The organism is Amorphus sp. MBR-141 (assembly GCF_053628695.1).
The window spans coordinates 121,853-140,211 of sequence record NZ_JBRJGW010000002.1; the positions used below are offsets into that span (position 1 = coordinate 121,853).

The following is an 18,359-nucleotide window of genomic DNA, read 5'->3' on the forward strand; positions in this document are numbered from 1 at the left end:
TCGGACCCCTCAGCCCTGCGGATGAATCGGTGGAAGCGGCGCGTATCGCTCGACCAGCGCCGACACGACATCCGTCATGCGGCTCGCCTTGGAGCCCTTGATCAGAACCACGTCGCCGGCCGCCACGGCCTGGCTCACCAGCGGCGCGAGGTCGGCGGCGGTCTCCGCCCAGGCGCCGCGGCGCGCCTGCGGCAACGCGTCGAACAGGATCCGCATCAGCGGGCCCGAGCAGAAGACCAGGTCGATGCCGGCATCCTCGAGCGGGCCGGCCAGGTCCCGGTGGTAGGCGGGCGCGTTCGCGCCGAGCTCCAGCATGTCGCCGAGCACGGCGATGCGCCGGCCGCCTGCCCCCGTCGCCGTCAGCGCCAGCGTGTCGATGGCGGCGCGGACCGAAGACGGGTTGGCGTTGAAGGCATCGTCGATGAGGCGCAGCCTGCCGCCTGTCACCGACAGATCCGTCTGCTTGCCGCGGCCGGTGCCGGCCTCCAGGCCGGCGAGTGCCTCGGCGCCCGCCACCACGTCCGCCCCGACCAGGTCGACCGCGGCCAGGACGGCAAGCGAGTTCATCGCGGAGTGGCGGCCGGGCGCGCCCAGCACGTAGCGTACGGTGGTGCCGAACACGCTCGCCGTCACCGTCGACCGGACCGGCCCGGCCTCGAGGTCGACGAGGCGGACGTCGGCGTCCGGCCTGGTGCCGAAGGTCACGATGCGGCCGACACCCGCGGCCCTCGCATCGGCGCGCAGGACATCGGTCACCGCGTCGTCGCCGTTGAGGACCGCCACACCGCCGGGCTCGAGCCCGGTGAAGATCTCGGCCTTGGCGTGGGCGATCGCCTCGACCGAACCGAAGAACTCGATGTGAACGGGCCCCACCGTCGTCACCACGGCCACGTGCGGCCGCACCATGGCGGCCAGCGGCGTGATCTCGCCGGCATGGTTCATGCCGATCTCGAAGACCCCGTAGGCACTGTCTGGCGCAAGCCGGGAGAGGGTCAGCGGAACCCCCCAATGGTTGTTGTGGGAGGCCAAGGATGCATGAGTCGGCCCGCAGGCGGAAAGCGCCCGGCGCAGCGCCTCCTTGGTGCCGGTCTTGCCGACGCTGCCGGTGACCGCCACGATCTGCGCCGATGCGCGGGCCCGCGCGGCGCGGCCGAGATCGCCGAGCGCCTCCAGGACGTCCGGGACGATGATCGCGGCGTGGCCCGCCGGCGGCTCCGCCCTCTCCGACACCACGGCCGCGGCCGCACCCGCCTTGTAGGCGGCGTCGACGAAGGCATGGCCATCGAACCGGTCGCCGCGGATGGCGAAATAGGCATCGCCCGGGTTCAGCGTGCGCGTGTCGATGGAGACGCCGGTCACCGCGCAGTCCGCACCGGCGAGGTGGCCGCGCGCCGCGTCCGCGATCGCCTGCGCGGTCCACAGCGGCGGGCCGTCCACGGCCGTCCCGGATGCCAGCGCGGCGCGGATCTCCACATGATCGGAGAAGGGATGGGTGACCCCGCCGACGATCTGGCCCGTCTCGTGCCCCTTGCCGGCCACGACGCACACGTCGCCCGCCTCCAGCCCGGCCACCGCTGCACGGATCGCTGCCCGTCGATCGGCAATTTCGCGCAGCTTGGGCGACGCGGCCAGGATCTGCGCACGGATCGCCGCCGGGTCCTCGGAGCGCGGATTGTCGTCGGTGACGATGGCGATATCGGCCAGTCTCGCTGCGATCTCGCCCATCAGGGGCCGCTTTCCGGTGTCGCGGTCGCCGCCCGCGCCGACCACGACCACGAGACGGCCGCGCGCAATGGAGCGCAGCGTTTCGAGCACCGTCTCGAGCGCGTCCGGCTTGTGCGCGTAGTCGACGAAGACCGGCGCGCCCTCTGCCGTGCGCCCAACCAGCTCGAGCCGCCCGGGCGCCCCTTCGAGCGCGCCGAGCGCCCTGAACGCCACCTGAAGCGGAACGCCCACGGCGATCGCCAGACCGGCCGCGAGCAGCGCGTTGTCGACCTGGAAGCCGCCCAGAAGCGGCACCTTCACGTGGTGCGAGCCGCCGCCGGCCTCGATGGTCAGGCGCTGGCCGTCGGCCTCCACCACCGTTTCGATCAGGCGCAGGTTGGCGCCCGCCGTGCCGACGGTGAACGTCGTCAGGCTGCGCGCCTTCGCCACGTCGGCCACGGCCTCGGCGCCGGGGGCGAGCGGATCGAACACGACGACGCCGTCGGGTCCGAGCAGGGTATCGAACAGCCGCAGCTTGGCGGCGAGATAGGCCTCGACGCTGGCGTGGTAGTCGAGGTGATCGCGGCCGAGATTGGTGAAGGCGGCGGCCTTGATGCGGACGCCGTCGAGGCGGCGCTGGTCGATGCCGTGGCTGGACGCCTCGAAGGCGAGATGGGTGACCCCGGACCGCGCGAGGTCGGCGAGTTCCTGCTGGAGCGCCACCGGATCCGGGGTGGTCAGTCCGCCGTAGCTGGCGCCGGTGTTGGTGACGACGCCGAGGGTGCCGACGCTGGCCGCCTGGTGGCCGGCCGCCTCGAAGATCTGGCGGGTGAAGGCGGCGACCGATGTCTTGCCGGCCGTGCCGGTGACCGCGACGATGGTCTCGGGCTGGTCGCCAGCGAACCGCGCCGCCATCAGCGCCAGCCTGCGGCGCGGATCGTCGTCGCGGACGACCGGGACGGCGAGGTCTGCCGGCAACGCGGCGTCGGTGCCGGCCAGGATGGCCGCAGCGCCGCCGGCGACCGCGTCGGCGACGAAGGCCGTTCCGTCGGCACGGCTGCCCGGCAGGGCCGCGAACAGCATGCCCGACCGCACCTTGCGGCTGTCCGCAGTCAGCCCCGAGATCGCGACACCGCCGTCGGTGCCGAGATCGAGATCCGGGGCCAAATCCTGCAGCCGCATGTCGCTTGCCTCTTCGTGCGTGTCAGGGCGGGCGCAACCTCGGTGCGCACCGCCGAACAAGAATCATAATGAGCCGGAATTGTTGCCGGCTCGTTTACCATGTTCGCCCGGGCAAGACGCAGCCGCGCACAGCGCGGCTGCCTGGTCCCGATCGTGTGTCGCGCGCCGCCGGCGCGCCTCAGTTGTTCTCGAACGACACGAGCAGGGTTTCGGCGTCGTCGGTCTCGAACTTGGGCGGCACGCCGAGCATCGGTGCGGCGCGTCGCACGATGTTGGCCACGGTGGGCGCGGCATTCCAGCCGGCCGTCGCATAAACCTTGCCTTCCTCGGGCTCAGGCTCGTCGAGCACGACCAGGATCACGTACTGCGGATCGTCCATCGGGAACGCCGCGAGGAAGCTGTTGCGCCGCTTGTTGTGGGAATAGCGGCCGTTGACGACCTTGTCGGCGGTGCCGGTCTTGCCGCCGACCCGGTAGCCGTCGACCTGGGCGTTGCGGCCGGAACCCGTCTGGCCGTTGAGCAGGAACAGGTCGCGCATTTCCATGCTCGTGCGGGTCGAGACCACCCGCTTGGCCGACGACAGGGCTTCCGACCGGGTGCGCGGGAAGAAGGTCGGATTGATGAGATTGCCGCCGTTCATCAACGCCACGGTGGCCACCGCCGCATTCATCGGGCTGACCGAGAGACCGTGACCGAAGGAGATGGTCATGGCCGCAAGGTTGGACCACTTCGGCGGCAGCATCGGCGCCGCGACTTCCGGAAGCTCGGTCTGAACCCGGTCCAGGAGCCCCACCCGCTTCAGGAACTCCCGCTCCGCGTCGACGCCGACGCTCAGTGCCATGTGAGCCGTGCCGATGTTCGACGAATGCACGAAGATCTCCGGCACCGTCAGGATCCGGTTGGTCCCATGGTAGTCGTTGATGGTGAAGGAGCCGACCCGGATCGGGCGGCGGGCATCGAAGCTGTCGGTCAGCTTGACCTTGCCGCTGTCGAGCGCCATCGCGGTGGTGAACGTCTTGAACACCGAGCCGAGCTCGAACACGCCGCCCGTCGCACGGTTCATCCGATCCTGGTCGAGGGCCTGGCCGGGGTCGTTCGGGTCGTAGTCCGGCAGCGACGACATGGCCATCACCTCGCCGGTGTGGATGTCGAGGATGATGCCGATCGCCGCGATCGCCTTGTAGCGGTCCATCGCGCGGCTCAGCTCGTCGCGCACGGCGTGCTGGACACGGATGTCGATGGACAGCCGCACCGGTGACAGATCCTCGCCGGTGCGGGCGAGGCCCGCCTGGTGCAGGGCCGACAGGCCGTTGTCGTCGATGTACTTCTCGAGGCCGGCGATGCCGGCGTTGTCGACGTTGACGGCGCCCAGGATATGACCGGCAAGGCCGCCGCCGGGATAGAAGCGGCGGTTCTCGGTCAGGAAGTCGATGCCCGGAATGCCGAGCGCATGGATCCGCTCGCGCTGCTCGGCGGTGATCTCGCGCTTCAGCCAGACGAAACCGGCGTCGGAGGCAAGCCTGCGGCGGGTGGCGGCGGTGGCCAGATCCGGCATCACGGTCGCCAGCGCCTCGATTGCTTCGTCGACGTCGAGCAGCCGGCGCGGCTCGGCGTAGAGCGACGCGGTCGACAGGTCCGTGGCCAGGATCTCGCCGTTGCGGTCGACGATGTCCGGACGGGCTGCCGACACGGCTTCCTGCGCCGTCTGGTAGGCGACGTTCGGCCGTTCGTCGGTCATGCCAAGAACGACGAGGCGTCCGGCAATCACCACGTAGGCGATCACGAAGGCCGTCATGGCGAGAACGATGCGACCCCGGCCGCGCTCATCGCGCGCGGCAGCCTTCATGCTCGAGGCGCGCCTGGCAGCTTCTGCGGTCTGTTTGTCTTTTGCCATGACGTGCCCCTATCGGCCGGTTGTCGCGCCCGCGGCCGGCGATCCGTCGAACGGATCTGCCGGTGGCGCGGGAGGGCGACGCGGAATGTCTCGGAAGGTGCCGATCTGGGCGGCCTCGATCGGCTTCAGGACGAGAAGGTCCTGATGCTGGTCGACGAGCTGCTGCAGCCGGCCCGGATCGTCGGCGACGCTCCAGGCGGCCCGGAGCTCGCCGATCTTCGCCTTCTCCTCGGTGATCTGGCGGTGCAACCGGCCGGCCCGCTCGGCCGCCCGCTCGGCGTCCTTCTTGATGGCGAACACCGACGAGGCGGAGAACAGCACGCCGATGGCGAGAAACAGGATCAGGAAACGGTAAGCGGTCATGCTTCCCACCCCGCAAGCTCGGGCACCATCGGCACGCCGAGCGCCTTCGGATCGATCGGACGCGACGGCGCCGCGGTGCGCACGGCGGCCCTGAGCCGGGCCGAGCGCGCGCGCGGATTGCGGCGCGTCTCGTTTTCGCCCGGCGTGTCGGGCTTGCGCGTCAGAAGTTCGAAGGTCGCGTCGGGAATGGTGCTCTCCGGAAGGTGTCTGGAGCCGCCGGCCAGCACCCGGCTGCGGTCGGCCAGGAAACGCTTCACGATGCGGTCCTCGAGGCTGTGGAAGGCGACCACGACGAGGCGCCCCGCCTCGCGGAGGATCCGCTCGGCAGCGGCCAGCGCCTCGGCGAGTTCCTCGAGTTCGCGGTTCACGTAGATGCGCAGCGCCTGGAAGGTCCGGGTCGCCGGGTTGATCTGGTCGCGCGCCGACGGCACGACGCGCGCCACCAGGTCGGCGAGCTGGGCGGTGGTCTCGATCGGCCCCTTGGTGCGCTCGGCGATGATCGCCCGCGCCACCGCACGGGCCCGGCGCTCCTCGCCCAGGCGCTGCAGGATCTGGGCGATCGCCCGCTCGGGAGCGGTGTTCACCAGGTCGGCGGCGGTCGGCCCGTCCAGGCCCATGCGCATGTCGAGCGGCCCGGACTGCCGGAACGAGAAGCCCCGGCCGGCAGCATCGAGCTGGGCGGAGGAGACGCCCACGTCCAGCACCACGCCGTCGACGGCGGGGAAGCCGCTGGCGATGGCATGGGCGTCGAGCTGGCTGAACCGGCCCCGGACGATGATGAGCTTGTCGCCCCACTCGAGGGCAAGCGCCTCGGCGCGGGCGATCGCTTCCGGATCGCGATCGATCGCGATGACGGTGGCGCCCGCCTGAAGCAGCGCGGTCGTGTAGCCGCCCGCCCCGAAGGTGCCGTCGATGATGACGTCGCCGGGCTTCGGCGCGAGCCGCTCGACGACCTCGTCGCACATCACGGGGAGATGGATGGAGCGTTCCGGTGGGGCGTCGTCCCAGGCGGTCATGACGGGGCGCCCCCGCCGGCCGGCTGACCACCCAGCATGCCGAACGCCTGGCGCATCGCGGCGGCGCGGTGTTCGGCGAAGCGCTCGGGAGCCCAGATCTGGAACTTGTAGCCGAGACCGACGAAGACGACCTGTTCGGCGATGCCGGCGTGGGCCTTGATCGTTTCGGACAACATCACCCGGCCTTCCCCGTCCACCTTCAAGACTTCACTGATGCCAAACAGGGCCGTCGACACGAGGTCGTGGTCCGCGGAAAGGGTCTGAAATCCGCCGAGACGGCCTTCGATTTCAGACAGGAGTCCGTTGCCCCCGGCATCGACTGCCGGCTGATGCGGAGAGGGGAAGCAGTACAGCCCCTCGAACCCGTCGCGGGTGAGCACGGCACGGAACTGGGCCGGGATCGACACCCTGCCCTTCGCGTCCAGCCTGTTCGTGTAGTGAGACACGAACCCGTGCATCGGCCCTCTCGCAGTCCATCTGACGGGCCAATGACCGGGTCGACTGCGCCCGGAGCGGTCTCCATGTGCGTCTGCACGGCATCGACCCAACCGACCCCAGGCGTCGCAGGCACGAACATCCGCCCCCGATAATGGCGCCGTCGCTCGCTCATCCGACCGGGTGTATTTGGGATACCATGGGGGTGTATGGGCGTCAATGGAATCTCCTGGGTCGGAATGGATTCCGCCCTGGTGATTCGCGCGACGCAACCCCGCCGTTTCCGGCGTGGCGGAGCGGCGGATCACCGCCAGAAAAGACAACGCAAGCGCTTGAAAAATCGACGCTTTCGCAAGCTGGGGCCGGCCCGCTCGCGACGGCCCTCGACCAGGCCGTCCGGCAGGACGCTCTGCAGCATGACAGGAGACGGGTTAACGAAGAATCCACCTCGGCCATGGCCGGCCGGGAGGCCGCCGGCGCCGGCCTCGGGCGCGGTGGGGGCCGCGCCCAGCCGGCGCGCGCGGCCGGGCCGGCGCCGCAGGCCGGGAAATCGAGATCGCCAGCCGGCCTGTAAGCCGGGTTCTGTAAGGTGCCCGGACGGATCCGGACACGTGACGGCCATTCATCTGGGACGCCCGTTGCGGGACGCCTCACGCGACCTACCCGAACGGCTGGTCTGGAAACGGACTGGACGGCCTTTCGGCCGGCCGCGCCGTTCCTATTCGGTCTTGCTCCCGGTGGGGTTTACCATGCCGGTCCTGTTGCCAGTCCCGCGGTGGGCTCTTACCCCACCCTTTCACCCTTACCGGCGCGGTGGCCGGCGGTTTGCTTTCTGTGGCACTTTCCCTAGGGTTTGACCCCCGCCGGGCGTTACCCGGCACCGTGTTTCCATGGAGCCCGGACTTTCCTCCCCGGCAGCCTTTCGACTGATGCCGGAGCGGCCGTCCGGCCGGCTGGCGACCTCCAATAGGGCGCGCCGTCCGGCAAAATCAAGAAGCCGCCGCGCGAGAACCCGCACGGCGGCCTGATTGACCCCGGAAATCGGCACGGAGCGCGAGGGCGTTCGTCCGATCGGCCGCGTGGCGGACGGCAGGCGCTCAGCGCGATCCGCTCTTGCGGCACAGCGCACAGACGTCGGTGATCCGCAGCCGGTCCTGCCGGTCGGCCACCAGAAAGCCCTTGCGCTTCATGTCGGAGATGATGCGGCTGACGGTCTCGATGGTGAGGCCCAGATAGTCGGCGATCTCCTGGCGGGTCATGGTGATCCGCACCACCGCCTCGTCGCGGTCGCCCTCCGGCCGGCCGCGGCAGTGCTCGCCGAGCGCCCGGCCCGGCACCATCTGCGTCAGGTAGCTCGCCACCCGCTCGAAGGCCGACTTGCGGCCGAGCAGCACCGAATGCTCGCGCAGCCCGGCGAGCTGGCGCAGCAGGCACCCGTTGATGTGGGTCAGCAGGGCGGCGGACTCGCGCACGTCGCGCCGCTCGATTGCCTTCAGCACCGACGGCACCAGCGTCTCCGCCGTGCTGTCCTGATCCTCGCCCGCCGGGAGGCCGAAGATGTCGCCGCGCCCGAGGATGCCGACCACCTGGCGCCGGCCGTCGGGCAGAAGCTTCACCAGCATGACGGCACCGTCGACGATCTCGTAGAACCGGTCGGCCGGGTCGCCCTCGTAGTAGACCACCGAATGCTCGGCCAGCCGGACCGACTTGGTGCGTGCGGAGGACAACAGCGCGGCCCAGTCTTCCTCGCCGGCAACCTGCGCTGCCACCGGCGTGCGTCGCGCGTCGACCAGAGTGTGGACGGTATTCATGCTGTCCTCCTGAGCCCGGATCCTGTGGACTCCGGCTCCCTACCACGGCCGATGAAGCCGCAGATCGGGCCGGATGCCGCATGCGGCGCGGTGCCGCGATCGATGAGGGGACGCTAGCCGCTTGGCGCGGCGCAGGTAATTCGGCCGGCTACGTACGATGAACTGCGTACGTGATCGTGCGGACGGACAGGACGCCGCAGGGGCTCAGCCGCCCGCCTCCGTCTCCGGCGGTTCGCGGGCCGCCAGGAGATCCGCCAGCGCCGCGCCGTCCAGCGGCTTGCGCAGCATCAGCGGTGCCGGCTCGTTGCGGAAGGCTCGCGCCAGATACGGCTCCGACTGGCCCGAGATCGCCACGATCCGCGGCGCGCTCTCCAGCCGCCGAAGCCAGCGGATCACCTCCACGCCGCCGATGCCCGGCAGCGCCACGTCGACGATGACGAGATCCCCCGCAGCCGGCGGCGGCGCCTCGAAGAAACTCTCGGCCGAGCGATGCAGCACGACACGCTCCCCGGTCAGCTCCAGGAGAAGCCGCATGGCGTCCAGAACGCTGGTGTCGTCTTCCAGTATGTGAACGGCCACGGGCCCTGTCCTCGACGTCGATGGCCCTGACGATAGGCCGACGGCGTGCCGTCGCGACATGACAAAGGTCAAGCCGGAACCCCGCTGGACTAAAACCAGGAGGTTCAGATTTCGCAGGACAGCTGCGAGATTCCGGCCAAACCTCCGGGCGGATCGATGCGCGAATCCGCCATTCCCTGCGATTTTTGCAAAACCGTGCCAGATTCAGGATAATGATGGCTCACCTGAAGCCTGAAGATTGACGAGGCCTGATCACGATGAAAGCCGATACGTCCATTCTCGACCGCCTCTATGCCATGGAAGGCGGGCCCGAGACCTGCCGGGACATTTACGCGGACTGGGCGAACGACTACGACCGCGACACCCTTGACGGGATGGGATATGTCGGCCCGTCGCTGGTGGCCGAAGCGCTGGCCGAGCGCATTTCGTCCGGCGCCCGCATTCTCGACGCCGGCTGCGGCACCGGCCTCGCCGGCGAGCAGCTGGCGGCGCGCGGCTTCATGCGCGTCGACGGCATCGATGTCTCGCCGGAGATGCTGCGGGTGGCGCGCGGCAAGAACGTCTACCGCTCGCTGCGCGTGGCCGACCTGACCGCCCCCATCGAGCTGCCGGACGACAGCTACGACGCCGCGGTCTGCGTGGGCGTGTTCACCAACGGCCACGTCGGCCCGTCCGCCCTCGACGAACTTGCCCGCGTCGTCCGTCCCGGCGGCACCATCGTCGCAACGGTGCACGAGAACGTCTGGGACGTCGACGGCTACGCCGAGCACCTCGAGCGGCTGGCCGAAACGGGCGCCGCCAGCATCGTCGCCGCCGCGGTCGCCCCCTATCATCTCAAGGAAAACTACAACTGCCGCCTGTGCGTGCTCCAGGCCGCCTGAGCCCGGCGGCAGACAGGCCCACGTGCGGGGTGCGGGCGGGCCAACCGGTGCCCACTTTTCCTCATCCCGCTCAGCGCGTGCCGCTGGCCGAGTGCCCGAGCACGATGCGCACCAGATCGGCGACGTTGCGCGCTCCGAGCTTCTCCATGATGCGGGCGCGGTGCACCTCGATGGTGCGCGGGCTGATGCCGAGCCGGCGGCCCGCCTCCTTGTTGGAGGCGCCGGCGATGATCTCCGACAGCACCTCCTTCTCGCGCGGCGTGAGCAGGTCGGACCCGGCAAAGCCCGGGTCCAGACCGGCCGCCGCCGCGTCGCGTTCCAGACGCGCGGCCATCGCGCCGCGCACCCGGTCGATGAGCTGATCGGCATCGAACGGCTTCTCGAAGAAGTCGAAGGCGCCTTCCTTGATCGCCAGCACCGCCATCGGGATGTCGCCCTGGCCCGACATGATGAAGATCGGCTCGGGATAGGTGGCGGCGTTGAGCAGCTTGAGGATGTCGAGCCCGGAACGGCCGGGCATGTGGACGTCGAGGATCGTGCAGGCCGGTTCGGCCTGGGCGCGGCGGATGAACTCCGCGCCGTTGGAGAATGCCTCGACGCGGAATCCTTCCAGGCGGAACAGCTCCGACAGCGCGTCGCGCACCGCGGTGTCGTCGTCGACGACGTAGATCAGCGCCCCGTCGGCACCGTTCTCGCTCATCTCGCCTCCTCATCGACCTGATCGCCGGGGCCCGGCAGGGGCGGCACGACCGGAAGGTCGAGGCGAAAGCAGGCCCCGTGGCCGCCGCCGCCCGGATCGACCGTCAGGTCGCCGCCGTGGTTCTGGGCAATCGAGCGCGAGATGGCCAGTCCAAGCCCCAGCCCGCTGCGCTTGCTCGACGCGAACGCCTTGAAGAGGTCCGGCAGTTGGTCGGCCGGGATGCCCGGCCCGCTGTCGGAGACCGAGATCCGCAGCACGTCGTCCATCTGCGCCGCGGCGATCTCGATGCGCCGCTCGTCGGCCTCGCCGATCACCTCCACGGCGTTGCGGAACAGGTTCACCAGGATCTGCTCGATCTGGATCGCGTCGACGTCGACGGTCGGAAGCTCCGGGGAAACGTGGCGGACGATCTCGATGTCGCGCCGCCGGGAGCCGACGAGGGCGAGTTCGAGAGCATCGTCGATCAGGGCGGCGACGGCGCAGTGCTTCCGCTTGGGCTCGCGCTTTTCGATGAAGTCCCGCATCCGCTGGATGATGGTCGCCGCCCGGCCGGCCTCCCGCACGGCCTTGCCGACGACGTCGAGCACCATCGGGTCGGGCGGCGCCTCGGCCTGCTTCATCCGGCGGGTGGCGGCCTGCAGATAGAGCATCGCGGCGGTCAGCGGCTGGTTGAGCTCGTGGGCGATCGCCGAGCCCATCTCGTCCATCGCGCTGACGCGCGCCATGTGGACCAGCTCGGCCTGCAGCTCGGCCAGGCGCTCCTCGTAGGCGGCGCGCGGCCGGCCGTCACGCAGGATGCCGATGAACTGGCGCCCGTCGGGCGTCTTCGCCTCGCCCACCGACAGGTCGACGGGAAACACCGTGCCGTCGCGGTGCATCGCCTCGACCTGGCGGCCGATGCCGATGATCTGCGCGTCCCCCGTCCGGCGGTAGTTGTCGATGTAGCTGTCGTGAACATCGGAGTAGCGCGGCGGCATGATCGCCTTGACGTTCTTGCCGATCATCTCGGCGGCGGGATAGCCGAACAGGCGCTCGCAGGCGGTGTTGTAGACGAGAATCCGCGCATTCTCGTCGATGACGATGATCGCATCGACCGCCGTGTCCAGCACGCTGAGGAGGCGCGCCGCGGAGACCCCCTCGTGCTCCGGACTGTCAGGCCCGTGGTGATCGCGCATCTGTGGGATAGCTTCCGCTTGCCATGCGTTTCTGAGACGAGGTCCAGCCTACGACCGACCATAAGGGCATTCATCAAGCACGGTAAAGGTGCCCCCACCCCGCCCCCGCCTCACGCGCGCTTCGGCCGCGGGCCGCGCGCCGCCGCCTCACAGCGGCGCCGCCGGAGAGACGTTGTCGCGCAGCTTTGCAAGCAGACGCTTCCAGCGCACCACGATCCACAGGGCCGCGACGACGTTGCCCAGCACGAACAGGGCGGCGATCAGCACCACCGCGACCGGCCGGCTGCGCTCGGTCAAGGCGATCACCAGCCCGAACACAACGAAGCCGAGATAGAGATCGGCCAGCGCCACCAGCCCCCAGGGATCCGACAGGATCACGGAGAAGCTGGCGAGAAACGGGGATTCGGTGGCCGCCCATCCGATCAGGATGCCCAGGGCCACGGCGAAGACGACAAGCAGTGCTCTCATGACACGCTCCCAGCGGAAAATCGTGAAGTCGGTTCGGGCCCAATCGGCCCGTCTGCAGTCAGATCCCAAGGTGCCGACCGATTCGGCGGCGTCGTCGCCTGGAGCATTGCCGGCCCGATCGGGGCGGGCTGAACGAGCGACAAGCGCTCAAGGCATGGAGACCGTCTCTATCTTCACTGACCCGATGCGTCTGCCTGGTCGGAAAGGCCTAGTCGCCCAGATAGTGCAGCGTCAGGGTGCGCGGCCGTCCGCGCGCCCGGTGCTCGATCAGGAACAACCCCTGCCAGGTGCCGAGATCCATCCGCCCGTCGAGGACGGGAACGGCGATGCTGGGACCGGTAACCATCGTCTTGATGTGGGCCGGCATGTCATCGGGCCCCTCGGAGCCGTGGCGATAGCCGGCGTTCGCCGGCGCGATCCGGTCGAGGGCATCCAGCAGGTCGGCCAGCACGTCGGGGTCGGCGTTTTCCTGGATGGTCAGCGACGCCGACGTGTGGCGCAGGAACACCGTCAGCAGCCCCTCGCCCGCGCCGATGGCGCCGAGCCAGCCGTCCACGTCGCGCGTGACGTCGTGCACATGGCGGGGCCGCGTGTCGACCGTCACACGCGTCAGGGTCTGTCTGAGCCCGGTTTCCTTCGTCGTCGGCATTTTCCGATGCTCGCTCATGGTTTAACGCTTGCAGGCGGACGCCGACGGACCGCGCGAAAGGACCTGCAGCCGATGCCGGCACTTCAAACTCAAGTCTCGTTCGTGAACGCCTGGGAATGCGATGAGAACGATCACCTCAACGTCCAGTTCTATTTCGGGCGCTTCGAGGAGGCCGACCAGCATTTCCGTGCGATGACCGATCGCGACCCGGCGCTCGTCCGCTCCGCCCGTCACGTCCGCTACCACGCCGAACTGCGCAAAGGCGACCTCGTCGAGGTGGAAAGCGGGTTCGCCGACGACGGAGACGGCGGCGTTTCGGTGGTTCACGCCCTGAAGAACCTGTCCGACGGACGCATCTGCGCGACCGCTCTCGACACGTACGATGCGCACCCGCGCGAACTCACCGCGACGGCGACCCGATCGGACGCCTTCACCGACCTGCCGGTAAAGCTCTATGGCCCGCGCGGGCTGAGCGGCACGCTGCCGGAGGCGATCGCCGCCGAGACGCTGCGCGACCGGGGCGGGTTCGTCACCGCGCGCAGCGTGATCTGGCCCGCCGACGCGGGCGCGGACGGCCTGGCGACGGAACGCGCCCACGTCGGCCACGTCTCCGACGGCGCCTCGAACGTCTGGGAGACCATCGGGCTCACCAAGGCGCTGCTCGACGAGCAGGGATGGGGCCGGGTGGCCGTCGAGATGCGCCTCACCATGTTCGACGCCTATGCGCCCGGCGACCTCGTGGAACAGATCAGCGGCCTCATCGAGGCCACCGACCGCACGATCCATTTCCGCCATCATCAGTTCGAAGCCCGGTCGGGCCGGCTGATCGCCATCATCGAAGCGATCGGGCTGGCCATGAGCCTCAAAACCCGCAAGGCGGTCCGCTTTTCCGATGACGTGATCGCGGCGGCGCCGCGCCTGTCGATGGCCGGCGCATGACGGCCATGGTCAGGGGGCAGCTCCTTCTCCGCGCGCTCTTCTTCGGTGCACTCCTGGCCCTCGCCGGCTGCCAATCGACGGCGGAGCCTCCGCCGGAGGCGCTGGAGCCGCCCCCGCCGGCGATCGAGGTCGCTCCTATCTCGGTTCTTCTGGGCACCGGGGAGGTCCGCGGCCGTTCGGTCTACGTGGCCGACATGGTCACCGGCAAATCGCTCCACGAGGAGAACGCCGAGGCGCTCCGCTTCCCCGCCTCGCTCACCAAGATGATGACGCTGTTCCTGCTGTTCGAGGCGGTGGAGACGGGCCGGCTGTCGCTCGACGACGAGTTGCCGGTCTCGCAGACCGCCGCCTCCAAGCCGCCGTCGCGCCTCGGCCTGAAGGCCGGATCGACGATCCGGGTCAGCGACGCCGCCCAGGCGATGGCCATCAAGTCGGCGAACGATGTCGCCGTGGTGGTTGCCGAAGCCCTCGGCGGCTCGGAGTCCGCCTTTGCGGAGCAGATGACGGCGAAGGCGCGCGAGCTCGGCATGCAGCGCACCCGCTTCGTCAACGCGTCCGGGCTGCCGGACCCGATGCAGGTGACGACGGCGCTCGACATGGCGATCCTCGGCCGGGCGCTGAAGACCCGCTACCCGCGCTTCGCGCCCTATTTCCGGACCGAGGAGTTCACCTATGCCGGCCGCCGCTACGAGGCGACCAACAAGCTTTTGGGCAAGGTGCGCGGCGTCGACGGGATCAAGACCGGCTATGTGCGGATGTCGGGCTTCAACCTCGTCGCCTCGGTGAACCGGCGCGGACGGCGGCTGATCGTCGTGGTGATGGGCGGGCGCACCGGGCGCGAACGCGACCAGGAGGTGACGGAGCTGATCGAGCGCTATCTGTAGATCGCCGGAATCCCCGGGCGCAATGCAGGCATCTACTGCGGCGGCGGGGCGTCCGTCTGGTAGTCGCGCTTGAGGCCCTGGACGATCCCGAAGAAGCGCCGCATGGCGCGCTCGGTGACGTCCAGCGCCTGGTCGAGCTCGTCGTCCATCGACGTGTCGGAACTGGTCGACGGGGTGCTGGGGGCGACCGCTGCGTCCGGGCCGTCCACGGGGCTCTCCGCCAGCCCGATGATCGCGTCGAGCCGTGCTTCCAGGGCGCTGACGCGGCGCTCCAGCACGGCCTTCTCCTTCTCCAGCCGGACGATCTCGTCGGAATAGGCCGTCCGATCGTCGGCGATCAGGTCGCAGGTCCAGCCCTGGTCGCGCTCCCGACAGAGCGACACCTCGCCCGACGTGTGGTCGAGCCTCAGAAAGCCGGCCCGAACCTCCTGCAGGGTGAAGCGCCCGCCGTCCGTATCCGGAGCGGCCTGCTGGGCGAACGACGGACCGGCCGTGAGGCAGATCAAGGCGAGGGCGAGCGGTGCGCGCGCAATCATGAGACAGTCCTTTCATCATCCGGCGGACGCCAATCATACGCAGCCGCGTGACGCAAGAATGGCAGAAGCCAGGCCCGCCCGGATACACGGAGGTTGCCCATGCACGCGATGATCCTGGAGCGGCCGGGCACGCCGCTGCGCCCGGTGGACCGGCCGACGCCGGCGCCGGGGCCCGGCGAGATCCTGATCGAGGTCTCCGCCTGCGGCGTCTGCCGCACCGACCTCCACGTGGTCGACGGCGACCTGCCGGACCCGAAGCTGCCGATCGTCCCCGGCCACGAGATCGTCGGGCGCGTCGCCGCGCTGGGTCCCGGCGTCGACACTTTCGCGCTCGGCGAGCGGGTCGGCATTCCCTGGCTCGGCCACACCTGCGGCACCTGTCCCTATTGCGGCAGCGGGCGGGAGAACCTCTGCGACGCGCCGGTGTTCACCGGCTACACGCGCGACGGCGGCTACGCCACCCACACCCTCGCCGACGCCTCCTTCGCGTTCCGGATCCCGGACGCCTACTCCGACGTCGAGGCCGCGCCGCTGCTGTGCGCCGGGCTGATCGGCCACCGGACCCTGAAGCTCGCCGGGCCGGGCGAGACGATCGGCATCTACGGGTTCGGCGCTGCCGCCCACATCGTCGCCCAGGAGGCCCGCCACCAGGGCCGCCGGGTGCTGGCCTTCACCCGCCCGGGCGACACGGAAGCCCAGTCCTTCGCCCGCAGCCTGGGCTGCGTCTGGGCCGGCAGCTCCGAGGAGCCCTCCCCCGAGCCGCTCGACGCTGCGCTGATCTTCGCCCCGGTCGGCGCGCTGATCCCGGCCGCCCTGAAGGCGGTGCGCAAAGGCGGCACGGTCGTCTCCGGCGGCATCCACATGTCCGACATCCCCGCCTTCCCCTACCGCGACCTGTGGGAGGAACGGGTCATCCGCTCGGTGGCGAACCTCACCCGCGAGGATGCCATCGAGTTCCTGGCGCTCGCCCCGAAGGCGGGCATCCGGACCCAGACCGTGGCCTATCCCCTTGCCGAGGCGAACCGCGCCCTCGACGACCTGCGCGCCGGCCGTCTGAAGGGCGCCGCGGTGCTCACCATGTGAGCCCCGTCAGGAGCGCTGCACCGCCGCCGTGGCGAGCCCGGCGGCGATCAGCACGGAGCCGCCGATCCGCTGGGCGATGCCGAGCGTCGACGGCCGCCGGAACCGCTCGCGCACCTTCGAGGCCAGCATCGCGTAGACGAGCGCATTGACGATCGCGAGCACCACGAAGGTGACGCCGAGAAGCAGCAGTTGCGGTGCCAGCGGCGCCGACGCCGAGACGAACTGCGGCAGGAAGGCGATGAAGAACACGATGCCCTTGGGATTGAGCGCGGTGACCAGCCAGCAATGCAGCAGAATGCGCCGGCGATCGTTCTCCGGCGGCGCCGTGACATCGATCGCCGTGGCACCCGCCCGCCACATCCGGACGCCGAGATAGACCAGATAGGCCGCCCCGATCCATTTGAGGATCATGAACAGGCTTGCGGACGCCGCGAGAATCGCCCCAAGCCCTAGCAGGGAGACGGTGGCGGCGGTGGTGTCGCCCAGCGCGACGCCGATGACCGAGGGCAGGATCGCCGGCCGGCCGCGCGACACCGCGTAGGAGACCACCAGCAGGATGGTGGGACCAGGGATCGCCAGCACCACGAAGGTGGCCAGCACATAGGCGGCAAAGACATCGGCAGTCATGGCGTGACCGTCCTTCACGGGCAATGGGTCGAACCGAAATCAAGCACCAGGCGTTTTCCCTTCGCAAGGCCGGGATTGCCGCCGGAGCCGTTGCGGTCGGGGGACGACCCGATCGACACGATACGGCTTCGGATGCGACAGGCTGGGCATGCGCGTCCGCATCGACGGGGCGGCCGCCCGGCGGACAGAGGTTCAGGAGGCTCGACGGTCATCACCAGCACCCACATCCGCCGGCTGCGTGCGGCCCTGCCGCTTGCGGGCGCGCTGATCTTCGGCGCGACAGCGATGGCTGCCGAAGCGCCGCCGACCCCGATGCCGCGCCCGGACGGCGCGCCGGCGGTGGACGGTGGCGTCAAGCGGTCGATCGCCGTGGTGCCGAGGCCGCAGCTTTCGCCCGGCCGCACGCCGACGCCGGCGTCACGGCCGGACGGACAGGCAGAGGGCCCCGGGGCGCCGGCCGACGGTGAGGGCGCGACGTCGGCTCCGGCCGACGCGCCGCCCGCCACGGCCGCGCCGCCCGTGGCCGTCGCGCCACCGGTCGAAGCCGCCCCGCTCGGCCCCCTGCTCGACACCGGTGCCAAGGATCCGCCGCCCGAGGGAGGCGAAAGCCCGCCGGCCGCCACCGTGTCGCCGGATGTGGCGAAGTCCCCCGCGCCGGCAGCAGCCGAGGCCCCGCCGGCCACCGACACCGGCCCGATCGGACCGCCGGCGCCCGCACGCCCGGGGCCGGACAACGCGCCGGTCGCCCGTCCGCCGTTCGAGGCACCGCCGAAGCCGCCCCTCGACGACCAGTCGGTCGCCACCCGCGACGCCTTCGGGCCGCCCAAGGCCAACCCGCTGATGGCCGACCGCCAGTGCGTGTTCGCGCCGGCGGTGCACGCGGTGTTCTCGCTGAAGCCCGAGATCGAGACGGAGGAAGGCTGCGGGATCGAGAACCCGGTGCGGCTGGAAAGCGTCGGCGACGACCCGAAGATCAGCTTCGTCGACCCGCCGATCTTCTCGTGCGCGTTCGCCAACGCGATGGCCGACTTCCTGGTCGGCGACGTGGAGAGGCTGGCCGCAAGGCACCTGGAGTCGCCGGTGGTCGAGGTCGGGCCGGGCACGTCCTATGCCTGCCGCGGCCGCAACAACGACGAGCACGCCAAGCTGTCGGAGCACGCCTTCGGCAACGCCTTCGACCTGCAGGCGCTGCGGCTCGCCAACGGCACGTTCCTGACCGTGGTCGGCGGCTGGAACACGGTGGGCGCGGAGAAGGATTTCTGGCGGGCGCTCCACAACGATGCCTGCGCGCGCTTCAAGACGGTGCTCGGCCCCAACGCCAACAAGCTGCACGAGGACCATTTCCACCTGGACATGGCCAAGCGGAACCGCGGCTACGCGCTCTGCGAATGACCTCTGCGAATGAAAAAGGCGGCGGGGTCGCCCCCGCCGCC

General features: G+C 70.1%; 18 protein-coding genes, 1 other RNA gene and 1 pseudogene. 5 read left to right on the forward strand and 15 right to left on the reverse strand.

Annotated elements, in window-relative coordinates:
* Nucleotides 1-9: 9 nt before the first annotated feature.
* The 9 genes and pseudogenes from ACSSVZ_RS03085 to ACSSVZ_RS03125 form a co-directional block, all read right to left on the reverse strand.
* Complete coding sequence (locus tag ACSSVZ_RS03085) at nucleotides 10-1,473, reverse strand: UDP-N-acetylmuramoylalanyl-D-glutamyl-2,6-diaminopimelate--D-alanyl-D-alanine ligase (protein WP_453968653.1); 1,464 nt, start codon at nucleotides 1,471-1,473, stop codon at nucleotides 10-12.
* Nucleotides 1,447-2,886: pseudogene (locus ACSSVZ_RS03090) on the reverse strand (UDP-N-acetylmuramoyl-L-alanyl-D-glutamate--2,6-diaminopimelate ligase); the annotation flags it as partial. The pseudogene ACSSVZ_RS03090 and the gene ACSSVZ_RS03085, both read right to left, overlap by 27 nt.
* Before the next feature lie 178 nt (nucleotides 2,887-3,064).
* Nucleotides 3,065-4,780 (reverse strand): peptidoglycan D,D-transpeptidase FtsI family protein, encoded by a 1,716-nt coding sequence (locus tag ACSSVZ_RS03095; RefSeq protein ID WP_453968236.1) that lies wholly within the window; start codon nucleotides 4,778-4,780, stop codon nucleotides 3,065-3,067.
* A gap of 9 nt (nucleotides 4,781-4,789) precedes the next feature.
* Complete coding sequence (gene ftsL / locus ACSSVZ_RS03100; protein ID WP_453968237.1) at nucleotides 4,790-5,143, reverse strand: cell division protein FtsL; 354 nt, start codon at nucleotides 5,141-5,143, stop codon at nucleotides 4,790-4,792.
* A complete protein-coding gene (rsmH, locus tag ACSSVZ_RS03105; protein ID WP_453968238.1) occupies nucleotides 5,140-6,159 on the reverse strand; it encodes a 16S rRNA (cytosine(1402)-N(4))-methyltransferase RsmH in 1,020 nt (339 codons plus the stop codon). Before rsmH ends, ftsL begins: the two co-directional genes overlap by 4 nt.
* Nucleotides 6,156-6,617 (reverse strand): division/cell wall cluster transcriptional repressor MraZ, encoded by a 462-nt coding sequence (locus ACSSVZ_RS03110; protein WP_453968239.1) that lies wholly within the window; start codon nucleotides 6,615-6,617, stop codon nucleotides 6,156-6,158. Before ACSSVZ_RS03110 ends, rsmH begins: the two co-directional genes overlap by 4 nt.
* Nucleotides 6,618-7,149: 532 nt before the next feature.
* Nucleotides 7,150-7,551: RNase P RNA component class A (rnpB, locus tag ACSSVZ_RS03115), an RNA gene on the reverse strand.
* A gap of 140 nt (nucleotides 7,552-7,691) precedes the next feature.
* Nucleotides 7,692-8,405 carry a Crp/Fnr family transcriptional regulator gene (locus ACSSVZ_RS03120; protein ID WP_453968240.1) on the reverse strand — a complete coding sequence of 238 codons (714 nt, stop codon included), beginning with the start codon at nucleotides 8,403-8,405 and terminating at the stop codon, nucleotides 7,692-7,694.
* 204 nt (nucleotides 8,406-8,609) lie between these two features.
* Entirely contained in the window at nucleotides 8,610-8,984 is a 375-nt protein-coding gene (locus ACSSVZ_RS03125; protein ID WP_453968241.1) for a response regulator, read from the reverse strand.
* 257 nt (nucleotides 8,985-9,241) lie between these two features.
* On the opposite strand from ACSSVZ_RS03125, the gene ACSSVZ_RS03130 reads away from it, so the two are divergent.
* Nucleotides 9,242-9,865 carry a class I SAM-dependent DNA methyltransferase gene (locus tag ACSSVZ_RS03130; protein ID WP_453968242.1) on the forward strand — a complete coding sequence of 208 codons (624 nt, stop codon included), beginning with the start codon at nucleotides 9,242-9,244 and terminating at the stop codon, nucleotides 9,863-9,865.
* 70 nt (nucleotides 9,866-9,935) lie between these two features.
* Here ACSSVZ_RS03130 and ACSSVZ_RS03135 read toward each other — a convergent pair whose 3' ends face one another.
* From ACSSVZ_RS03135 to ACSSVZ_RS03150, 4 genes are all read right to left on the reverse strand, one after another.
* Nucleotides 9,936-10,565, reverse strand: coding sequence for a response regulator transcription factor (locus ACSSVZ_RS03135; RefSeq protein ID WP_453968243.1), 630 nt, complete (start codon nucleotides 10,563-10,565; stop codon nucleotides 9,936-9,938).
* The gene (locus ACSSVZ_RS03140; protein ID WP_453968245.1) at nucleotides 10,562-11,740 is read right to left on the reverse strand and encodes a PAS domain-containing sensor histidine kinase; all 1,179 of its coding nucleotides are present in this window, start codon (nucleotides 11,738-11,740) and stop codon (nucleotides 10,562-10,564) included. Before ACSSVZ_RS03140 ends, ACSSVZ_RS03135 begins: the two co-directional genes overlap by 4 nt.
* 147 nt (nucleotides 11,741-11,887) lie before the next feature.
* Entirely contained in the window at nucleotides 11,888-12,208 is a 321-nt protein-coding gene (locus ACSSVZ_RS03145; protein ID WP_453968246.1) for a hypothetical protein, read from the reverse strand.
* 208 nt (nucleotides 12,209-12,416) lie between these two features.
* Nucleotides 12,417-12,857: a secondary thiamine-phosphate synthase enzyme YjbQ gene (locus ACSSVZ_RS03150; RefSeq protein WP_453968247.1), complete on the reverse strand. Its 441-nt coding sequence runs from the start codon at nucleotides 12,855-12,857 to the stop codon at nucleotides 12,417-12,419.
* Nucleotides 12,858-12,929: 72 nt separating this feature from the next.
* Here ACSSVZ_RS03150 and ACSSVZ_RS03155 point away from each other — a divergent pair, with 72 nt between their 5' ends.
* Together ACSSVZ_RS03155 and ACSSVZ_RS03160 are read left to right on the forward strand one after the other, a co-directional pair.
* Nucleotides 12,930-13,796: an acyl-CoA thioesterase gene (locus ACSSVZ_RS03155; protein ID WP_453968248.1), complete on the forward strand. Its 867-nt coding sequence runs from the start codon at nucleotides 12,930-12,932 to the stop codon at nucleotides 13,794-13,796.
* Entirely contained in the window at nucleotides 13,793-14,680 is an 888-nt protein-coding gene (locus ACSSVZ_RS03160; protein WP_453968249.1) for a D-alanyl-D-alanine carboxypeptidase family protein, read from the forward strand. Before ACSSVZ_RS03155 ends, ACSSVZ_RS03160 begins: the two co-directional genes overlap by 4 nt.
* Nucleotides 14,681-14,712: 32 nt before the next feature.
* Here the strand turns inward: ACSSVZ_RS03160 and ACSSVZ_RS03165 are convergent, their stop codons facing one another.
* Nucleotides 14,713-15,216, reverse strand: a complete 504-nt coding sequence (locus tag ACSSVZ_RS03165) for a hypothetical protein (RefSeq protein WP_453968251.1) — start codon at nucleotides 15,214-15,216, stop codon at nucleotides 14,713-14,715.
* A 99-nt stretch (nucleotides 15,217-15,315) separates the two neighbouring features.
* Here ACSSVZ_RS03165 and ACSSVZ_RS03170 point away from each other — a divergent pair, with 99 nt between their 5' ends.
* Nucleotides 15,316-16,299, forward strand: coding sequence for a zinc-dependent alcohol dehydrogenase family protein (locus tag ACSSVZ_RS03170; RefSeq protein WP_453968252.1), 984 nt, complete (start codon nucleotides 15,316-15,318; stop codon nucleotides 16,297-16,299).
* 6 nt (nucleotides 16,300-16,305) lie between these two features.
* On the opposite strand, the gene ACSSVZ_RS03175 is transcribed toward ACSSVZ_RS03170, so the two are convergent.
* Nucleotides 16,306-16,926 carry a LysE family translocator gene (locus ACSSVZ_RS03175; RefSeq protein WP_453968253.1) on the reverse strand — a complete coding sequence of 207 codons (621 nt, stop codon included), beginning with the start codon at nucleotides 16,924-16,926 and terminating at the stop codon, nucleotides 16,306-16,308.
* Between the two features lie 132 nt (nucleotides 16,927-17,058).
* Between ACSSVZ_RS03175 and ACSSVZ_RS03180 the strand changes: the two genes are divergently transcribed.
* Entirely contained in the window at nucleotides 17,059-18,318 is a 1,260-nt protein-coding gene (locus tag ACSSVZ_RS03180) for an extensin-like domain-containing protein (RefSeq protein ID WP_453968254.1), read from the forward strand.
* Nucleotides 18,319-18,359 lie beyond the last annotated feature (41 nt).